This is a genomic window from Dactylosporangium sp. CA-233914, from assembly GCF_050942935.1.
Lineage (GTDB): Bacteria > Actinomycetota > Actinomycetes > Mycobacteriales > Micromonosporaceae > Dactylosporangium.
In genome coordinates this window covers 8,345,437-8,363,651 of record NZ_CP192030.1, presented here as the reverse complement: position 1 = coordinate 8,363,651, position 18,215 = coordinate 8,345,437, and the positions used below count along the sequence as shown (strand labels likewise).

Below are 18,215 nucleotides of genomic sequence, written 5' to 3'. Positions count from 1 at the left end.
CGGGCGAGAAGCCGCCCCGTTCACGGGGGCGGAGGAGTCACGTCAGCCGGTGAACGCCACGTCCATGAGCTGGTCGAGGGCCAGGTAGCCCACGAAGCCCAGCACCGCGGCCGGGACCAGCGCGACCAGCGTCAGCAGGCGCTCCGCGACACCACAGCCGAGGGCCGCCGGGATGGCCAGGCCGATCGCGGCGACCACCGCCGCCTCGCCTGCCGGGCGCGCGGTCGCCAGCAGATAGGCCGCCTCGGCCAGGAACACCCCGCCCAGCGCGCACACCGACACGACCCGCCGGCCCCGCCGCTCGTCCCGCCACCACGCGCCGGCCGTCGCGAACACCGGCCCGGCCAGCAGCCCCACCGCGGCCCACTGGGCCGGCCCGGTGGGCACGGCGCCGCCGATCGGCCGGTGCTCGAGGACCGCCAGGCCGCCGTAGTACCCCGCGACCGCCCCGACGAGGAGCGCGGTCCCCGCCAGCCAGGTCCGCCACCGCCCGTCGCGCAGGATCGCCCCGGCCGCGAACGCCCCGGCCGCCCACACGGCGCCGGAGTTCACCAGCCGGTCGGACCCGCCGGGCAGCAGCCCGTTGAGCAGCAGCGTCGCCACACCGAGCGCGACGCAGGCGAGGACGGCTCGCATAGGCGCTCATCATCGCAGCCCCGGGCGGGGGGTCCGCAGCCCCGTGCCGCCGGGTGGACGGCCGGGGCGGCGACCCGCATAATGCGGCGGCATGCGCGTGCTGTTCACCGCAGTACCCATTTACGGCCATCTGCTGCCGTTGCTCCCGCTCGCCGAGGCCGTCGTCGCGGCCGGTGACGAGGCGGCGTTCGCGGCGCCCGCGTCGATGGCGCCGCTGGCCGGCGAGATTCCGGTGCACCCGGCCGGGCCGGAGATCGAGCAGTTGCTGGCCGAGAACGACCGGCGCACCGGCGGGGCCGACATGTTCGACCACGGGGATGTCTCGCCGGTCGCCGCGCTGTTCGCCGGCACCCGCGTGGACCTCGCGTTCGACGAGACCCTGGCGCGGGCCCGCGAGTTCGGCGCCGGCGCGGTCGTCGCCGACGAGTACGACGCCGTCGGGCCGATGGTCGCCGCCGCGCTGCGGATCCCGCTGGTCCAGCACGCGATCGGGCTGCCGGTCGCGCCGCCGCCGCTGGTGCCCGCGATGGCGGCCCTGCTCGCGCCGCGCTACGCCGGGCGCGGCCTGCGCCACACCGCCCGGGTGGCCCTCGTCGACCCGTGGCCGCCGGCGCTGCAGGAGCCGGGGTGGGTGCCGCCGGCCGACCGGCTGCCGATCCGGCCGCGCCCGTACGCGGGGTCCGCCCCGGCCGGGCTGCCGCCGTTCGCCACCGAAGGGCCGCGCCGGCGCGTGCTCGTCACGCTCGGGACCGTGCTGCTCGACGCGGGGATGCTTGATGCCCTCGTCAACGCCGTCGCGGCGCTGGACGGCGTCGACGTACTGGCCGTGGTGCCGCCGGGCGTCGCGCGTTCACTCACCGACCATCGGAGCAATGTCAGATTTGTCGGTTTTGTCCCCATGGCGCAGCTGCTCGCGGGCGGCGTTGAGGTCATGGTGGCCGCGGGCGGCGCCGGGACCGTGCTGGCCGCCATGAGCCGAGGCATCCCGATGGTGCTGTGGCCCAAGGGCGCCGAGAAGCCGATGAACGCCGAGCGCGTCGCCGCGGCCGGCGCCGGCATCGTGATCGACGACCCGGCCCGCGCCGCCGAGGCCGTCCTCAAGATCCTGGATCAGCGGTCGTACTCCATGAGCGCCGCCGCCGTCGCCGAGCAGATCGCCAGCACCCCGCCCCCCGCCGCGGTCTGGTCCGCCCTGCGGGACCGGCTGGACTGAGGGACCGGCTGGGCCACGCCCGAGGTGCACCCCGAATCACAGCCCGGTCTCAGGCGGTGGCTGGCACTGCGTGTCATCATTGGCCGATGGCGACTACTGAGGCGGTTCCCGGCGCGGCGGCACGGCGGCGGTCCCTGCTGCGGCCACTGGCGTTCGCGGCGACGTTGGGGTTCGTGCTGGCGTTGCTGTTCGGGGTGCCCTGGTGGTCGCTCGTCATGGCCGGCAACGACTGGCCCGCCGCCGTGCAGGTGGGCGGGACCCTCGTGTTCGCCCTCGCGCTGGTGATGTTTCCCGTCACCATGTTCCTCGGGCACGGGCGGCGGGTCGACTGGGCCGCGCGGATCGGTGACACCATCCTCGGGGCCGTCTGGATCCTCTTCGTCTGGGCCGTGATCGGCGACGTGCTGCGGCTCGGGATGCTCGTCGGCGGGGTCGACGACCCGGTGCGCTCGCGCGTCGCGGCCGGGTTCACCGCCGTGGTGGCGCTGGGGCTGGGCGTCTGGGGATATCGCGAGGCCATGCGCGTTCCCCGCGTGCGCCGCGTCGAGGTGACGATTCCGCGGCTGGGCAAGGGGCTCGACGGGCTGAAGATCGTCCAGCTCACCGACACCCACTACGGGCCGATCGACCGCGTGCGGTGGTCCCAGGGGGTCACCGAGGTCGTCAACTCGCTCGGGGCCGACATCGTCGCGCACACCGGGGACATCGCCGACGGCACCGTCGCGCAGCGCGTCGAGCAGGCGGCGCCGCTCGGGGACGTCAGGGCCGGGCTGGCGCGGGTGTACGTCACCGGCAACCACGAGTACTTCGGCGAGGCGCAGGGCTGGCTCGACCACATGCGGGCGCTCGGCTGGGAGCCGCTGCACAACCGGCACATCGTCGTCGAGCGCGGCGGTGACCGGCTCGTCGTGGCCGGCGTCGACGACCGGACCGCGGCCGGGACCGGCCTGGAGGGGCACCGGGCCGACCACGCCCAGGCGCTGGACGGGGCCGACCCCGACCTGCCGGTGCTGCTGCTCGCCCACCAGCCCAAGCAGATCGACGCGGCCGTGGCGCACGGCATCGACCTGCAGATCTCCGGCCACACTCACGGCGGGCAGATCTGGCCCTTCCACTACCTCGTGCGCGTCGACCAGCCGGTGGTACAGGGACTCACCCGCCACGGGGAGCGCACCCAGCTGTTCACCAGCCGCGGCGCCGGCTTCTGGGGCCCGCCGTTCCGGGTGTTCGCCCCGAGCGAGATCACGCAGCTCACGCTGCGCTCGGCGCGGTAGACCGGCGGCCCGCCCCTTGGTACCGTGGGGTACCAAGGGGGTGGGGTCATGCTGGCGGGGACGGCGGTCCGGTGGGCCACGAAGCACGGGTTCATGCGGGCGGGCATCAGCGCCGCCGCGCGCAAGGGCGACGAGCAGGCCCGGTTCTTCTCCGATCCGGGCGTGCGCGAGAACCCGTACCCCTTCTACACCTCCGTCCGCGAGGCCGGGCCGGTCGTGCCGGGCCGGCTCATGTGGGCCACCGCGCGGCACGACGTCGTCAGCCAGGTCCTGCGCCACGACGCGTTCGGGGTCGGCTTCACCGACCGGCCGCTGCCCGCGCCCGTGGCGCTCGCGTTCCGGTTCAGCCGGCGCAGCTCGCCGATCGGGCCGGTCGACCCGCCGTCGATGCTCGTCGTGGACCCGCCGGACCACACGCGGTACCGCCGCCTCGTCTCGAAGGTCTTCACCGCCCGGGCCATCGAGGGGCTGCGGCCGCGGATCGAGCGCACGTGCGCGGAGCTGCTGCGGGACAAGCCCGCCGACCTCGTCGCCGACTTCGCCTCGCTGCTGCCGGTGACCGTCATCGCCGAGATCCTCGGGGTGCCGCTGGACATGCGCCGGCAGTTCCTGGCCTGGGGGCACGCGGCGGCGCCGACGCTCGACCTCGGGCTGTCCTTCTCGACGTACCGCCGCACGGAAATCAACATCCGCAAGGTCAACAACTGGATGCGCGGGCACTTCGCCCGGCTGCGCCGCGAGCCCGGCGACGACCTGCTCAGCCAGCTCGTCCAGCTCGACGACCTCGGTGAGGACGAGCTGCTGGCGACGGCCGGCCTGCTGCTGGCCGCCGGGTTCGAGACCACCGTGAACCTGCTCGGCACCGGCGCCTGGCTGCTCATGCGCCACCCCGAGCAGCTGGCGCTGCTGCGCGAGGAGCCGCAGCGGTGGGGCAACGCCGTCGAGGAGGCGCTCCGCTTCGACCCGCCGGTGCAGATCACCGCGCGGGTCTGCCGCCGTGAGGCCGAACTCGCCGGCGCGCACATCCGGCCCGGGCACGTGGTGATGGCGATGCTGGCCGGCGCCAACCGCGACCCGGCGGTCTTCGCCGACCCGGACACGTTCGACGTGACGCGCCCCAACGCGCGCGAGCACCTGTCGTTCTCCGGCGGCGTGCACTACTGCCTCGGCGCGGCCCTGGCCCGGCTGGAGGGCGAGATCGGGCTGCGCATGCTCTTCGAGCGCTACCCGGACCTGCGCATCGACGGCGAGCCGCATCGACGGACCACCCGGGTGTTGCGCGGCTTCGACGCACTGCCGGTGACGATCTGACCAGGGACGGGTTCCCGGGTGCGCCATCCGGCCGCCCGCCTGTGCATTCCAGCATCGCTGAAACGGCGCCGGATCGGGTTGTGACGGCGCATTCGTGAGCGCGCCGCAGCATGCCGGCCGTGCGTCCGCGGAGCTCGTGGGCCGGCCGGCGGTGGCGTACGTCCTCGGCTACGACCGGATGCCGCGCGGGTCCAGGGCCGGTGAGCGCACCTTCGTCCGGTCGGCATCCCGGCGGCGTGATCGGCATCCTGGCCCCTGAAGGGACAACGCGAGGTTCCTACGGCATGCTGTTCGCGTGCAGTTCGAACTCGGGACCGACGGCCCGAAGGTCATCGTGGTCGGTGTCGACGGATCGGACACGTCCATGCGCGCCGGCGCCTACGCCGCGGGCCTGGCCCGCCGCCAGCGCGCCCGCCTGGTCGTGGTCTACGTGACCGGCGCCCCGGCGGCGAGCCGCCTGGTCGCGGAGGCGGCGGGCGCGGTGGAGCAGGCCATCACCGAGTCGATCGAGGACATGCGCCGCCAGGTCCGCGAGGGCGCCCTGCACACCGGCGTGCCGACGGACTTCGTCGCGGTCCGCGGCGACCCGTACCAGGAGCTGGTAAGGGTGGCGACGGAACTGCGAGCGGACGCCGTCGTGGTGGGCGCGAGCCGCAGGTTCGGCCACCGCTTCGTGGGCTCACTGGCGGTAAGGCTGGTCAAGTCCGGCCGCTGGCCCGTCACCGTCGTCCCCTGACCGCGGCACGACGACGCGAAGGAGGCCGCGCGGGCCCGCGACATGGCCGCCTCGACCAGGGTTCGGGTCACCATGGCAGGCCCCGCAGGTCGATGAGGCCGTCCGGCCATTCGGACAGCGGGCGGCGGCCGGGGCGGACGAAGGTCGGGAACTCGCCCTCGTTGACGGTGCGGGCGTCGCGGACCGACAGGAAGCGGGTCGGGTTCGGCACCCGGGTCCAGCCGGTGCTCGCGTAGAAGCCGGTGACCGCCTCGCGGCACTGCAGGAAGCCGAAATCGACGGCGAGCGGGCCGGATGCCAGGGCCGAGTCCAGCGCGTCCATCAGGGCCGCGCCCAGGCCCTGGCCCCGGCGCGCGGGGAGACCGCCACGTCGCCCACGCCGGCGATCAGCAGTTCGCCGGCCGGGGTGGCGACCAGGCGGCGTTCAAGGCCCAGGTGAGCCAGAGGCGGGCCTGCTTGCGGGCCCACGACGCCGGCCACGAGCGGTCCGCGGCGAACTGCGGGCCGGGGAACGCCGCCTGCAGCAGGGAAGACAACGACCGGTGGTCGGCGGAGGTCAGGGACGTTTCCCAGGCGGTCCGGACCCGCATGTCACTGGAACTTGCGGGCCGAGCTGTCGCGGTTCTGGGCGCCCGGCGTGTCGGTGAAGGCGCGGCGCAGGTGTTCGTGCTCCGTGCGGCGCTCCTCGGTCACGTCGCGCAGCGTCACCACCATGCCGCGGACCAGGCGGTCGTCGCGCAGGTCGCGGAAGATGACCTCGAGCAGGACCCGCGTGCCGTCGGGGCGGCGCAGGGTCCACTCGTCGCGGGTGGCGCCCGTCGTGTCCGAGCCGGCGCGGGACACGGTGCGGGCGACCTGTTCGCGGTCCTCCGCGGCGACGATCTCGCGCAGCGTGGCGAACGGCGTCGGCCAGATGCCCAGGACCTCCGCCGCCGACGGGCTGGTGTAGCGGATGCGCTGGTCGTCGTCGAGGACCAGGACCACGTCGCCGGCATGCTCGGTCACCGCGCGCAGATACTCGTCGCTGTCGCGGCGGCTCGCGGCCTCCGTCAGGCTGATCCTGGCCAGGGCGAGCGCGGCCTGGCCCGCGACCACCGAGACCGCGTCGATCGCGGCCAGCAGGTCGCGGCGGTGGCCGGCCACGTAGAGCACGCCGGCGTCCAGGGGACAGACCAGCACGTGGTCGTACTCCGCCAGCTTCGCGCCCCACAGCGGCGGGATCTCGCCGACCGGCTGGATGTGCGGCGCGGACAGCTCGCCCAGCGGCAACAGGTCGGTGAGGCTGAAGTCGACGACGATGGCGTGCGGGGCGCCGGCCGGCAGCAGCGTGCGCACGGCGGACTTCACCGCGGCGGCGACCTGGCCCGCGTCGGCCGCGCCGACCAGGACCGTGCCGGCCTGGCGGAGGGCGCGCTCGCGGCGCAGGGCGCTGCTGTGCTTGCCGATCGCGTCGCTGAGCCGGACGACCAGCAGGAGCAGGGTGATGCCGGACGTGATGGCGATCATCGGGCCGTCGTGGACGCCGCCGGTCAGGGACTGCACCAGCAGCATCAGCGGGGCGAGCGCGACGCAGGCCAGCAGCAGGGCCAGGCCCAGGCCGTGGACCGGCTCGCGGGGGGCGCGCACGGCACCGGCCGGGGGCGCGGTGAGCCGCGCCATCGACGGGAGCAGGGCCGCGGCGCCCCAGGTGCCGTAGAGCACCGCGTAGGCCAGGTCGGCCGCGCCGCCGGGGCGGACGCTGCCGTCGGCCACGCCGACGCCGTAGGCCACGTCGCCGATCAGCATGCCCACGGCGCCGACGGAAAGCAGGATCGCGGACGGGTTGCGCGGGGCGGCGGTCACCAGCCGGACGGTCACCACGAGGACGATCACGTCGCCGAGGGTGAACGCGGCCTGGGTCGACCAGTCGGCGGGGCTCATGCCGCCGGCCAGGCGCGGGGAGGCGATGAAGACCCAGCCGGCCAGCAGTGCGGCGGTGCCCAGGGCCAGCAGGTCGACCAGGCGGGAGCGGTCCTCGAGGAAAGTGCCGGTGCGGGTCAGGCCGATCAGGGCGGCCGAGACGATCGGGAACATCGCGAGGTAGGCGACCTCGGCCAGGGCCGGCGGGCGGTCCGGCGCGAGGCCGTAGAGGAAGTCGCCGATCATCATCGCGACCAGGGCGGCGGCCAGCGCCCACCACAGGGCCGGGCGCTGCGGGCGGAAGCGCGCGATGCCGGCGACGATCGCGCCGGCCGAGCTCAGGCCGATCCCGGCCCACGCCACGGAGTCGAGGCCGGGCCGGGCGACGAGCATGGCGACCAGAGCCGTGACGAGCACGGCGAAACCAACCAGGAGTCGCCTTCCGCTCAGCGCGCCCATCGACATCCTCACCGTAGGTGACGTCCTCTATACCACATCGTGGTTGTTCAGCCCAGATCCCGCAGGTCCGAAAGCAGCCAGGGGGTGACCCATTCGCGCCGCTCGCGCGCGGTTTCGCCGACCACGGCCCGGCTCGGCATCTCGATCAGGAGCAACAGACAGAACTGGATTCGGTACAGCATGAGCCGGGCCCGCTCCGCCTCCGTGAACGCGTGCGGGACGCGGCCGTAGTAGCCGTGCAGGACCGGGTGCGACGGCTCCTGCTCGATGCGCCGGCCGATCGCCGGGGACACGAAGTCGTAGAGCGGGTCGCCCCAGAAGTACCGCTCGCCGTCGACGAGGCCGGTCAGCTTTCCGTCCTCGTGCAGCACGTTGCCGTCCCACAGGTCGAAGTGGACCAGCGCCGGGGCGCGCACCTCGGCCAGCACGCCGGTATGCCGGTCGATGGCGGCCATGATCCGCTCCTCGGGCACCGGCAGGCTCACGCCCCAGTCCCGCCCGTCGGCGAGCAGGTCGGCGGTCATCGCGGTGAACGCCTCGGGCCACGTGTCGCCGCCGGCCCGACCCTCGCCGTCGTAGCCGAACCGGGTCCCCTCGACCGCGTGCAGGCGCCGGAGTGCCTCGCCGAGCTCACGGCGTACGACCTGCTGCTCTTGATCTGTCGCCGGATCGCTCAGCGGCCGCCCCGGCAGCAGGCCGACCAGGACGACGTCGGAGTCGGCGGCGAGGACCGGCGGGACCGGGACCCCACCGGCGGCCCCGGCCAGGCGGTAGTAGCGCGCCTCGGCGGCGATCACGCCCCGCTCGTAGCGCAGCAGCGGCACGCCGGGCGGCGGGCCGATCTTCGCCACCGCCTCGGTGCCGTCGTTGAGGGTGACTCGCCAGACCGCGGCGAACGTGCCGCCGGAGAGCGGTCCACAGTGGACGGCGACGCGGCCGAAGCGCTCGTGCAGCAGGGCCGCGACGGTCTCGGGCGTCAGCTGGCGCTGGGTCGGGCTGATGGCGGCGGGCACCCGGACACCTTACGCGCCCGCGCCGGCCGCGCCGCGACCGTCCGGACGACATTGGCGATGATCGTTGTGGTGATCGAATTCTCCATTGATTGAAATTAGTGGATAAGAAAGGGTGGTGCGGGCGACCTCGCCGGTCATAGCGTGCATGAAACAGCCTGACTCAATGGGGAGGCCAAGTGAGGAAAAGGCTCGCGAGTATCGCCGTGGCCGGCCTGATCGCCGGGACCGTGGTGATGGTCGCACCGGCACCGGCGGGCGCGGCACCCTCGTCGCCGCACGGTGACCTCGAGGCGGGGATCCGGCGGCAGCTCGCCGCCGGGATCCAGGTCGTGCCGAAGCAGGCCGCGGCGGGCAAGCTGGCCGCGACCAGTGCGGCGAACCCGTACACCGCGCTGCTGCGCGACCCGGCCAAGGTCGACAAGTACTACTGGTCCGAGCAGGCCAGGACCCGCTCGGCGGCCCGCGCGCAGCAGAAGACCGCCCAGAAGGGGCTGGCGGCCGTGGCGAACCCGATCATCCACGACGAGGCGGAGCCGAAGGGCACCCACGGCTCGAACGACTCGCACGCGACCGCCGAGCTCATCAAGGGCTTCGGCACCGGCAAGAAGCTCAACAACCGCGTCCGCGTCCTCGGCCAGCTCTCGCCCGAGACCGTCAGCCCGTCAGCGCTGAACCCGGCCACCGAGGACGACGGATCGATCCCGCTGGCCTACGAGTTCGGCCTGGGCAGCCTGCGCAACGGGTTCACCACCACCGGCACGATCGGCGACGGCCCGCACGGCAGCGCCGGCGACGGCAGCGGCGACTTCGACTTCGCCAAGGTCCACGCCCGCGCCGGGCAGCAGCTGGTCGCCGGCACCTCAGGTGCGCTGGACACCGTCGTGGGCCTCTACGACGCCGGCGGCGTGCTGGTCGCCTCCGACGACGACAGCGGACCGGGCCTGAGCAGCCTGCTCGACTTCACGATCCCGGCCACCGGCGACTACTTCCTCATGGTCGCCGGGTACGGCCTGGGCACGGTGCTGCCCGAGGACCCGTTCGACTCCGGAAGCGGCCTCGGCACCGGGCGCGAGGGCGCGTACAACCTCGACGTCTCGCTCGCGTTCCCCGACCTGGACTTCTACGCCGTCGACCTGCTCGCCGGCGACGTCCTGGGCGGCTCGGTGACCGGCGTCGGCACCCGGCTCACCGTCCGCGACCCCGGCGGCCGGATCGTCTTCGGCTCCGAGCAGGACGCGAGCTTCATCTACGCGCCCGCCGCGCCGCTGCCGGGCGGTGGCAACGCGGTCGTGTCGTACGTCGCCCCGCGCGGCGGCCGGTACACCGTCGAGGTGGGCGGGCTCGCCGGGCAGTACGACATCACCGTGGAGGCCTACCGGCCCGGGCCCGAGGCCCTGGACCAGGGCACCACGCAGACGCTGTTCCTCGACTTCGACGGGGCGCGCGTCAACACCGCGATCTTCGGCGGCCCCGGCGTGCGGCAGCTGAGCCCGCTGCAGGGCTTCCTGGGCCGGTGGGGTCTCACGGCCGCCGACGAGGACAAGGTCATCGACCAGGTGATCGCCGCCGTGCGGGAGAACATCCTCGCCGACGCCAAGGCGCGCGGCACCGACCCGCGGGTCGGGCTCACGATCCTCAACAGCCGCGACGATGCGGACCCGTTCGGCCGGCCCAACGTGCACCGGATCGTGGTCGGCGGGACGATCGACGAGTCGGGGATCGACACGATCGGGATCGCGCAGTACATCGACCCGGGCAACTTCGCGACCGAGGACAGCGCGATCGTGCTGCTCGACACGCTGAGCGATCCGAGCGGCGCCGCGTCGCTGAACACGTACATTACGCCCGCCTCCAACAAGATCAAGTTCATCGGGCGGGCGCTGGGCAACGTGATCTCGCACGAGGCCGGGCACCTCTACGGCAACTTCCACACCGATCCGCTCAACGAGACGCCGAACCTCATGGACGCCGGCGGGGCCTTCCCCGGCCTCTTCGGGGTCGGGCCGGACAACGTCGGCGGCACCGCGGACGACTTCGACTACGACTTCGGCGAGGACGTGTACACGCCGGACGAGGGTCTCGCCGGGACCGAGGACACGCTGAACACCACGGCCTGGGCCCTGGTGAAGGGCAAGGCCAAGTAAGGTACGTCACCTGCCGGAATGGCGCGCGTCCACGGCGGGGTTGACCCCGTCGTGGACGTGGTGGTGATCGGGGCCGGGCAGGCCGGGCTGTCGGCCGCCTACTGGCTGCGGCGGCGCGGCCTGTCCTTCGTCGTGCTCGACGCCGATGCGGCACCCGGCGGCGCCTGGCGGCACCGCTCGCCGTCGCTCGACGTGTCGGCGCTGCACCGGATCTTCGACCTTCCGGGGTATCCGTTCACGCCGCCCGCCTCCGGACCGGCGGCCGCCGTCGTGCCGGCGTACTTCCGCACCTACGAGTCGCGGCACGCGCTTCCCGTGCTGCGGCCGGTCACCGTCCACTCGGTGTCCCGCGCCGGGGAGTCCCTGCTCGTGGAGGCGTCCGGCGGCGATCACCTCACCCGCGCCGTGATCAACGCGACCGGCACCTGGCGATCGCCCTACGGGCCCTACTACCCGGGCATCGCCGACTTCTCCGGACATCAGCGGCACTATGCGCAGTATCGCGGCCCGGACGAGTTCGCGGGGCGGCGGGTCCTGGTCGTGGGCGGCGGGAACTCGGCGATCCATCTGCTGGCGGAGCTGCCCGACGCGTACTGGGTGACCCGCCGCGAGCCGGTGTTCCACGACGCCGAGTTCACGGCGGAGTACGGCCGGACGGTCGTGGCCAAGGTCGCCGAGCGGGTCGAGGCCGGCCTGCCCCCGCGCAGCGTGGTGAGCGTGACCGGCCTGGGGTACACCGCGCTGGCGCGCCGGGCCCTGCGCCGCGGCGCCCTGGTCCGCCACCCCATGTTCGACCGGCTGGTCCGGGGCGGTGCGATGTGGGGCGATCACTTCGAGCCCTTCGACGCGATCATCTGGGCCACGGGCTTCCGCGCCGCGCTGTCGCACCTCGCCCCGCTGCACCTGCGCGAGCCCGGCGGCGGCGTCCGCATGGCCGGCACGAGGGTCGTCCGCGAGCCCCGCCTGCACCTGGTCGGCTACGGCCCGTCGGCGAGCACGGTCGGCGCCAACCGCGCGGGCCGGGCCGCGGTCCACGAGCTTTCCGCCCTGCTCGCGCCCCCTGTCGGCATAACCCCCCCTCTGTTAAATCTCGACGGCAGGGTCCGAGGGTCTAGACATTGACGTGGGCGACTGCCAGAGTCTCCGCCGTGGCTGACAATGGGTTACCGAGCCTTCGCGCTCGGGTGAGGTCGGTGGCCGGCTCCGTGAAGGCGAACCCCGGCCTCTATTTCGGCGCCTACCCAGCCGCCGACTGGCCGCTCATCATCGCCGCCTGGACCGCCGCCGACCTGCTCCGCCTCGCGCCGGCAGCCCCGCACGTGGCGGTGACCCTCCACCGCGACGGCAGCCTGTCAGCAACCGTCTGCGGAGCGACGGTGACCGCCCCGTCGTCGGGCGACCAGCGCCCGCTGCCGGACATCATCCGCGCCGGCATGTGGTACACCGAGCTGTCCCGCGCCACCACGGTCACCATCACCCCCGAGTGCCCACCGGTGGTGCTGGGCCCCGAGCGTATGTGGTCGGGCCTGACGGTCACGATCGGGTCCACATTGGATGCGAGCCTGTTCGGCCTGCCCGAGGGCACCTGGTGGCGCGACGGCGTGCCCCGCCTCGCCAAACTGCTGGCCGCGCCCCGCCACCGCCTCCCCGGCGGCCGCCGCGTCCACATCACCGACGGCTCCACCGGCGAGACCGCCGCCCTGCCGTAGAGCGTGTTGGGTAACTGAGTGACAACGGCCCGTATCAAGCCGCCGTCGCTCGGATGTTCTGGTAGCGGATCTGTTGCCCAGCAAGGCGGCTCAGGTTCGGCGGCGGGAATCCAACTCCGGCAATCCGCGACACGGCGACATGCGGCGCAGTCGTCACGCAGTCGCGGGACGCTGGCTGAGCGGCGGTAGCTGGCCCGTGGCGGCCGATGCTTTCAGTGCCGCCAGGATCGCGTGTATCGCGGGACTGTCGTCGCCGGCTGCCGCGATCAGCCGGTCGGCCTGCTGTTGATCGCCGAGGTAGACCTCGGCGACGGCGCGGATCTGCATCATCAGCGCTCCCGTGCGGGGGTAGGCGCTGGTGATGCTGTGGGCGCCGACGAGCAGGCCGCGGGTTTCCAGGGGTCGGTGGTCCAGGAGCCTGACGATGGCCAGCCCGATGCGGGCGTGGATGTCATCTGGTCTCAGCCGGAACGCGAGCTCACCGATATCGATGATCTCGTCGGTGTCGGCGCGGCTGACCGGCGCGCCGTCCACGATCGCGACGTACAGGTATTGCATCCCGAAGAGCGTCGCGAGACGGCCGGCGATGAGCGATGCGTGATTTGGATCGGTACGTTCGTCGTGCGCGATAGCGCTGAGCCGCTCGGCTTCGGCGACGATCCGGGCCCGGTCCTCGTCGGTATCGACTCGCGGGCGCCGCTCGAACGCCGCGAGGAGCACGAGTGGATCGTCGCTCGCGGCAACGATCTCATCGATCCGTGCCCCGTCCACGCGGCCACCTACGATCGCGTGGACCGTTCGTACCCTGGCTGCGACGCGCTGCCTGCGCTCGAGTTCGGCACGGGCCTTGCCCGGGTTCAGCGTCCAGCGCAGCACGTTGGATCCGTCTGAACGCAGCCCCGACGGCAACCGAAATGGCAACAGGTTGAGCAGGCCTGTGGCGAGGCCGGTCACCGTGGCCACGACCAGGGCGTACCGCGCCAGTACCGGCATTGATTCCGAGGCGAGCTGATAGGTCAGCGCCGCGCACCCGAGGTTCGCCAGCGGCCCACCAAGCGCGAAAACCACGGTCCGTACCGCCAACGCAGCCGAGGACGGTCGTAGCCGAACCACGACCATGCTGTGTGACCGCAAGCTGATCCGCACCCTCGTGACCGGCAGGCCGGTCAGCAGCGCGGCAAGCAGATGCCCTCCCTCGTGGATTATCAGGTGAGCGACGATCGCAACCATGAGGGCAGCGACGGTGACCTCGACGCCGATTGGTCCCTTACCACTGCGCAACCCCCAGGCGACGGCTGCACCGACAATCACCAGAGCAAGCGGCCAACGCCACGGGCTTCTGGCAACGCTGTTCCGGACGTCGCTCATCCGCGCACGATACGCACCGCCGTCGAGCGATGGCCGAAGATCGCGAACTGTTGCCGGCGCATTAATCCGGCCTTCAAGGCACTTCGACGGGTGATCAGCCGGCGGTTGGCGAGGCATGCGGCGCCAGCCGTCACCAGGCCCAGGCGCTCCAGGCGGCGGATGCCGGGGAACACCGCGAACTGGGTCCAGCCCGCGGCGAGGTCGGCGACGAGCCGGCGCACCTCGGGCTGCAGCCAGGTCGGCGCCGGGCCGGCGGGCGGGACCGCGTCCGGGGCGAGCTGCAGCAGTTGGTTGCTCAGGGGCCAGCCGCGGCGCCCGTCCGGCGGCAGCGAGTACACGGCCTCGATCGACACCATGGCCGCAGTCTGCCAGCCGCGATCAACCCAGGTGCAGGCCTCGCCCCGGCCAGCGGGACCGCAGCCAGCGGTCGTGGGACGCGACGACGAACGCGCCCGGGCCGGTGGCGAGCGCCTCCTCCAGTTCGTCGCACAGTGCGGGCGACAGGTGGTTGGTCGGCTCGTCGAGCAGGAGCAGGTCGGGCGGGTCCGCGATCAGCAGCGCCAGGTCGAGCCGGCGGCGCTGGCCGACCGACAGCTCGCCGACGGGGCGCGCGGCGTCGCGCGGGGCGAGCAGGCCGAGGCTGCGCAGCGGTACCGACTCCGCCCGCTCCTCGCCGAGGACCGCCGCGTAGGTGGCCAGCGCCGTGCGGTCCGGGCGCTCGAAGGTCGTGTCCTGCGCGAGCAGCCCGATCCGCAGGCCCGGCCGGCGCCGGACGCCCTCGGCCGGCAGCCGCCCGGCGATGACGGCCAGCAGCGTCGACTTGCCGGTGCCGTTGGCGCCGGTGACGAGCAGCCGGTCGCCGGCCGGCAGGTCGAGGCGGTCCAGGCGCAGCCGGCCCGGCACCCGCACGTCCCGCAGCGCGACGAGCAGGCCATCAGCGTCGGTGGCGAGGGCCGGGGCGCGCAAGCGTAGCGGTGGCGGGGGCTTGCGGACCTGTTCGCGGGTCAGCGTGTCGAGGCGGCGGGTGGCGTTGCGCACGCGGCGGGAGATCTGCTGCTCGACGCGGCCGGTGGTGCGGCCGAAGTTGAGCTTCTCGTTGTCGCGCTTGGCCCGGTTGTGGGCGACCTGGTGGGCGGTGACGGTGGCGGTGCGGCGCAGTTCGGCGAGCTGCTCCTGCTCCTCGGCGAAGCGGCGCTCCCAGCGTTCGCGTTCGGCGCGGCGCTCGGCCTGGTAGGCGGTGTACCCGCCGCCGTAGCGGACCGGGCCGCCCACCGCCGGATCGAGGTCGATCAGGTCGGTGCAGACGGCGTCGAGGAAGGCCCGGTCGTGGCTGGCCAGCACGATCGCGCCGGGCAGGCCGCGCAGCTGCTCCTCGAGGAACGCCGCGGCGGCGTCGTCGAGGTGGTTGGTCGGCTCGTCGAGCAGCAGCGCCGACGGGCGGCGCACGAGCAGGGCCGCGAGGGCGAGGCGTCCGCGCTGCCCGCCCGACAGGGTGGCCAGGCTTCGCGCATGCGGTACTGCCGAAAGCCCGAGCCCGTCAAGGACGATGCCGGCCCGCCGGTCGGCGTCCCAGGCGTCGATCTCCTGGGCGCGCTCCAGCAGGACGGCGTAGTCGTCGAGGCGCCCGTCGGCCAGGGCCGCGTCCATGCCGGCGACGCAGTCGCGGGCCTCGCGCAGCGCGTCGGCGACGACGCCCGCGACGGTCTCGGCCGGGTCGTACGGCATCTCCTGGTGCAGGTAGCCCAGGTCGGGCGGGCGCACGACGGTGCCGCCGTCGGGCTCGTCGGCGCCGGCGAGCAGGCGCAGCAGCGTCGACTTGCCGGTGCCGTTCTCGCCGATCAGGCCGATGCGGCGGCCCGGGGCGGCGGTGAGGGACACCCCGTCGAGCACGCGGCGGGCGCCGAAGGTGCGGACGAGGTCGTGGGCGAGCAGGGGTGCGGGAGGCAAGGCAGACCACCGGAGGGTAGACACTTCCGCCCGCCGGGCAGTCAGCCTCGGTCGCGGGCGCGGGAAGGTCCGGTGATCACATCCCGTCCAACGTAACCCGCACCCCACGGCCCCGCAACGTGATTTCCGTCAGACGCTGATGTTCCCGGCGCCCTTGAGCGACCGGCTGATCTTCTTCTTGTCCACCATGGCGTAGCAGCGGGCGGTGTGGTTGCCGGCGGCCCAGTCGGCCTTGTTCGCCGTCATCCAGTACCCGTAGTACAGCGCCTTCTGCGACGCCCAGCTGTTGCGGCTCATCCCGATGTACGACAGCATCTTCGCCTCGCACGTCTTGCCGAATGCCGCGTCGTAGGCCTTTTCGTCGGCGGGGTAGTCGTTCCCGGGGCTGGTGACGGTGCCGACGTACTCGGTGTCGTGCGGCTGGTCGCACGGCGTGGCGGTGATGTCGTCCCAGCTGTCCTGGCTGACGCCGACCTGGGTGCCGCAGCCCAGCCGCAGCGCGTCGCCGCCCTTGGCCAGGGCGCCCTTCATCGTGGTGGTGCGCGGGTCCAGCTTGCCGAACTCGGAGCGCACGGCTGCGATGTCGCAGCGGTAGTATCGCGCGCCGCCGTCCCACTGCCGCTCCGGTGGCACCCTGACGAGCACGACGACGCGGCCGTCCTGCCACTGCGCGCCGAGGTAGTCGTCGGCGGCCTGGGAGCAGTCCTTCCACGCGTCGGCGAGCTTCGCGCTCTGCGGTGAGGCCGAGCCGCTCGCCGCGTCGCCGGTGAAGTGGCCGACCTTCGCCGTCTCGAAGGAGTGCTCCATGTCGCACGGCTTCTGGGTCCCGAGCGTGTAGAACGCGTCGGCGACGTCGGTCGCCGTGCTCGTCCAGCACGAGCCGGCCTCGGGCTCGGGCACCTTGGCCGCGGCCAGCATGCCCCAGTCGTCGACCAGGTCCCCGTCGCCGGCCTTGACCTGCCCGCAGCCAGTGGACGCGCCCAGCAGCGCCACGGCGCACGCCAGCAGCGCGATGCGCTTCATCAGATTGCCTCCCCCGCGAATGATGCGAGGGCACTATGTCAACTTCTTGATCGCCCCGGAATCAACCGAACAGCCGACCTCAGCGCGCCCGGCCGCGGCGCTGCCGGTCGGCGGGGCGGGCCGGCCCGAGCAGCGCGTCGAGGTGCGGCGCCGGCACCGACTCGGCCCCCGCGATCTCGCGCACCGCGGTCGGCATCGCGTCGAGCTCCAGGCCCGGCTCGCCTCGGCGCCCTGCGGCATCGAGGTCTTGAACGCCCCGAGCCGGCGGGTCACCGCGTTGCGCTCGGCGGGGCTCGGCTCGATCGGGCAGCCGATCCGCGCCCGGATCGCCGCCACCTCCCGCATGACCGCCCGCGCGAACCCGTTGACGAGCGGGTCGTCGAGGATCAGGTCGCGGCGGTCATCGGCCGGGTCTCGGCGTCGAGTGACCAGCCGCGCTCGCGCAGGCCCGTGAGGGTGGCCCGGTGGCCCTGCGGGCCAGGACCTCCAGCGGCTCGGCGATTCGGGCGGCGGGCACCGTGCAATCCTTGGTCGCGCGGGCGTTTCCAGGAGGTTCTCCTCGAGCCGGGCGAGGCTGGCCCTACGGGCCAGGACCTCCGGCGGCCCGCGATCCGGGCGGCGAACACCGTGCAAGCCCTGGTCACGCCGGCGCTTCCAGGAGGTTCTCCTCGAGCCGGGCGAGGGTGGCGTCGGGCAGGGCGAGGTAGTCGCGGACCGAGCCGTGCCGGGTCCGCAGGTCGGCCAGGAAGTACGTCATGGTGGCGGCGGGGGACAGCAGCCACCGGCGCGGCATCTGCGCGACCTCGGGGTTGAGCGCGCGCAGGAACGCGATGCTGCGCTCGGTCGCGGCGCTGGTCAGCGCGTAGTCCGCGGCGATGACCTCGTCGGGGACGCCGAGCGCGGCCAGGGTCACCGCCGACACCACGCCGGTGCGGTCCTTGCCGGCCACGCAGTGCACCACGACCGGGGCGTTGTCGGCGTCGGCGATGACCTCGACGGCCCGGGCGACGGCGGCGTGCCCGTCGCGGGCCAGCTCGAGGTAGCGGTTGGCGAGCCAGCGGGCGTCGTCGGTCTCCTCGGGGTCGAGGGCCTCCTCCCACTCGGCGTGGACGGGGCTGATGTGGTGATACGTCAGCCCGTCGAACGCGTGCACGCGCCCGTCGCGGGCGATCTCCCGCGGCCGGCGCAGGTCGATGACGGTCTTGACGCCGAGCTCGGTGAACGTGGTGGCGTCGGCGGGGTCGATCCGGCTGAGCGAGTCGGACCGGAACAGCCGCCGCCACCGGGTGACCCGCCCGTCGGCCGTGGCGTATCCGCCCAGGTCGCGGAAGTTGAACAGGTTGGGATGGTCGTAGTTCCGCACGGCATGGACCCTACTGGTTCGCGCGGCCGGTCGCGGCCCCGCGCGGAGCCCGGCCCGGCATGGCGGAGCTCTCACGATGTGTCCGTGCGGCCGGCGTTCTGCGGGGATGGGGGAGGATTG

At 73.5% G+C, this 18,215-nt stretch carries 17 protein-coding genes; 7 read left to right on the top strand and 10 right to left on the bottom strand.

Annotated elements, in window-relative coordinates; translation table 11 throughout:
* Positions 1-42: 42 nt before the first annotated feature.
* Positions 43-636 (bottom strand): DUF6518 family protein, encoded by a 594-nt coding sequence (locus ACQPY0_RS37390; protein ID WP_432971761.1) that lies wholly within the window; start codon positions 634-636, stop codon positions 43-45.
* Between the two features lie 91 nt (positions 637-727).
* Here ACQPY0_RS37390 and ACQPY0_RS37385 point away from each other — a divergent pair, with 91 nt between their 5' ends.
* The 4 genes from ACQPY0_RS37385 to ACQPY0_RS37370 all read left to right on the top strand — a co-directional run bounded on the left by ACQPY0_RS37385 (position 728) and on the right by ACQPY0_RS37370 (position 5,170).
* Positions 728-1,849 (top strand): glycosyltransferase, encoded by a 1,122-nt coding sequence (locus ACQPY0_RS37385; RefSeq protein WP_432971758.1) that lies wholly within the window; start codon positions 728-730, stop codon positions 1,847-1,849.
* Between the two features lie 86 nt (positions 1,850-1,935).
* Positions 1,936-3,123: a metallophosphoesterase gene (locus ACQPY0_RS37380; protein WP_432971756.1), complete on the top strand. Its 1,188-nt coding sequence runs from the start codon at positions 1,936-1,938 to the stop codon at positions 3,121-3,123.
* A 48-nt stretch (positions 3,124-3,171) separates the two neighbouring features.
* Positions 3,172-4,434, top strand: coding sequence for a cytochrome P450 (locus ACQPY0_RS37375; protein WP_432971753.1), 1,263 nt, complete (start codon positions 3,172-3,174; stop codon positions 4,432-4,434).
* 295 nt (positions 4,435-4,729) lie between these two features.
* A complete protein-coding gene (locus ACQPY0_RS37370) occupies positions 4,730-5,170 on the top strand; it encodes a universal stress protein (protein WP_432971750.1) in 441 nt (146 codons plus the stop codon).
* A 67-nt stretch (positions 5,171-5,237) separates the two neighbouring features.
* Here the strand turns inward: ACQPY0_RS37370 and ACQPY0_RS37365 are convergent, their stop codons facing one another.
* From ACQPY0_RS37365 to ACQPY0_RS37350, 4 genes are all read right to left on the bottom strand, one after another.
* A complete protein-coding gene (locus ACQPY0_RS37365) occupies positions 5,238-5,492 on the bottom strand; it encodes a hypothetical protein (RefSeq protein WP_432971747.1) in 255 nt (84 codons plus the stop codon).
* 64 nt (positions 5,493-5,556) lie between these two features.
* On the bottom strand, positions 5,557-5,760 hold the full coding sequence (locus ACQPY0_RS37360) for a hypothetical protein (RefSeq protein WP_432971744.1): 204 nt from the start codon (positions 5,758-5,760) through the stop codon (positions 5,557-5,559).
* A 1-nt stretch (position 5,761) separates the two neighbouring features.
* Positions 5,762-7,528, bottom strand: a complete 1,767-nt coding sequence (locus ACQPY0_RS37355; protein ID WP_432971741.1) for a PAS domain-containing protein — start codon at positions 7,526-7,528, stop codon at positions 5,762-5,764.
* A 47-nt stretch (positions 7,529-7,575) separates the two neighbouring features.
* Complete coding sequence (locus ACQPY0_RS37350) at positions 7,576-8,541, bottom strand: phosphotransferase family protein (RefSeq protein WP_432971738.1); 966 nt, start codon at positions 8,539-8,541, stop codon at positions 7,576-7,578.
* Positions 8,542-8,717: 176 nt separating this feature from the next.
* Between ACQPY0_RS37350 and ACQPY0_RS37345 the strand changes: the two genes are divergently transcribed.
* From ACQPY0_RS37345 to ACQPY0_RS37335, 3 genes are all read left to right on the top strand, one after another.
* Positions 8,718-10,685: a hypothetical protein gene (locus ACQPY0_RS37345; protein ID WP_432971735.1), complete on the top strand. Its 1,968-nt coding sequence runs from the start codon at positions 8,718-8,720 to the stop codon at positions 10,683-10,685.
* 51 nt (positions 10,686-10,736) lie between these two features.
* Positions 10,737-11,807 (top strand): FAD-dependent oxidoreductase, encoded by a 1,071-nt coding sequence (locus ACQPY0_RS37340; RefSeq protein ID WP_432971732.1) that lies wholly within the window; start codon positions 10,737-10,739, stop codon positions 11,805-11,807.
* Positions 11,808-11,878: 71 nt separating this feature from the next.
* Positions 11,879-12,394 carry a hypothetical protein gene (locus tag ACQPY0_RS37335; RefSeq protein WP_432971729.1) on the top strand — a complete coding sequence of 172 codons (516 nt, stop codon included), beginning with the start codon at positions 11,879-11,881 and terminating at the stop codon, positions 12,392-12,394.
* A 153-nt stretch (positions 12,395-12,547) separates the two neighbouring features.
* On the opposite strand, the gene ACQPY0_RS37330 is transcribed toward ACQPY0_RS37335, so the two are convergent.
* From ACQPY0_RS37330 to ACQPY0_RS37310, 5 genes are all read right to left on the bottom strand, one after another.
* On the bottom strand, positions 12,548-13,762 hold the full coding sequence (locus ACQPY0_RS37330; protein ID WP_432971726.1) for a hypothetical protein: 1,215 nt from the start codon (positions 13,760-13,762) through the stop codon (positions 12,548-12,550).
* Complete coding sequence (locus ACQPY0_RS37325) at positions 13,759-14,118, bottom strand: hypothetical protein (protein WP_432971723.1); 360 nt, start codon at positions 14,116-14,118, stop codon at positions 13,759-13,761. The genes ACQPY0_RS37330 and ACQPY0_RS37325 overlap by 4 nt, the downstream gene beginning before the upstream one ends.
* Before the next feature lie 22 nt (positions 14,119-14,140).
* Positions 14,141-15,709 (bottom strand): ABC-F family ATP-binding cassette domain-containing protein, encoded by a 1,569-nt coding sequence (locus tag ACQPY0_RS37320; protein WP_432971720.1) that lies wholly within the window; start codon positions 15,707-15,709, stop codon positions 14,141-14,143.
* Positions 15,710-15,838: 129 nt separating this feature from the next.
* Positions 15,839-16,732 (bottom strand): septum formation family protein, encoded by an 894-nt coding sequence (locus tag ACQPY0_RS37315; RefSeq protein WP_432971717.1) that lies wholly within the window; start codon positions 16,730-16,732, stop codon positions 15,839-15,841.
* A 640-nt stretch (positions 16,733-17,372) separates the two neighbouring features.
* Positions 17,373-18,095: a tyrosine-protein phosphatase gene (locus ACQPY0_RS37310; RefSeq protein ID WP_432971714.1), complete on the bottom strand. Its 723-nt coding sequence runs from the start codon at positions 18,093-18,095 to the stop codon at positions 17,373-17,375.
* Positions 18,096-18,215 lie beyond the last annotated feature (120 nt).

Excerpts from the sequence above, each read along its gene's own strand:
- ACQPY0_RS37390 (WP_432971761.1), bottom strand. The coding sequence starts at position 636 with ATGCGAGCCGTCCTCGCCTGCGTCGCGCTCGGTGTGGCGACGCTGCTG.
- ACQPY0_RS37385 (WP_432971758.1), top strand. The coding sequence starts at position 728 with ATGCGCGTGCTGTTCACCGCAGTACCCATTTACGGCCATCTGCTGCCG.
- ACQPY0_RS37380 (WP_432971756.1), top strand. The coding sequence starts at position 1,936 with ATGGCGACTACTGAGGCGGTTCCCGGCGCGGCGGCACGGCGGCGGTCC.
- ACQPY0_RS37375 (WP_432971753.1), top strand. The coding sequence starts at position 3,172 with ATGCTGGCGGGGACGGCGGTCCGGTGGGCCACGAAGCACGGGTTCATG.
- ACQPY0_RS37365 (WP_432971747.1), bottom strand. The coding sequence starts at position 5,492 with ATGGACGCGCTGGACTCGGCCCTGGCATCCGGCCCGCTCGCCGTCGAT.
- ACQPY0_RS37360 (WP_432971744.1), bottom strand. The coding sequence starts at position 5,760 with ATGCGGGTCCGGACCGCCTGGGAAACGTCCCTGACCTCCGCCGACCAC.
- ACQPY0_RS37355 (WP_432971741.1), bottom strand. The coding sequence starts at position 7,528 with ATGGGCGCGCTGAGCGGAAGGCGACTCCTGGTTGGTTTCGCCGTGCTC.
- ACQPY0_RS37330 (WP_432971726.1), bottom strand. The coding sequence starts at position 13,762 with ATGAGCGACGTCCGGAACAGCGTTGCCAGAAGCCCGTGGCGTTGGCCG.
- ACQPY0_RS37325 (WP_432971723.1), bottom strand. The coding sequence starts at position 14,118 with ATGGTGTCGATCGAGGCCGTGTACTCGCTGCCGCCGGACGGGCGCCGC.
- ACQPY0_RS37315 (WP_432971717.1), bottom strand. The coding sequence starts at position 16,732 with ATGAAGCGCATCGCGCTGCTGGCGTGCGCCGTGGCGCTGCTGGGCGCG.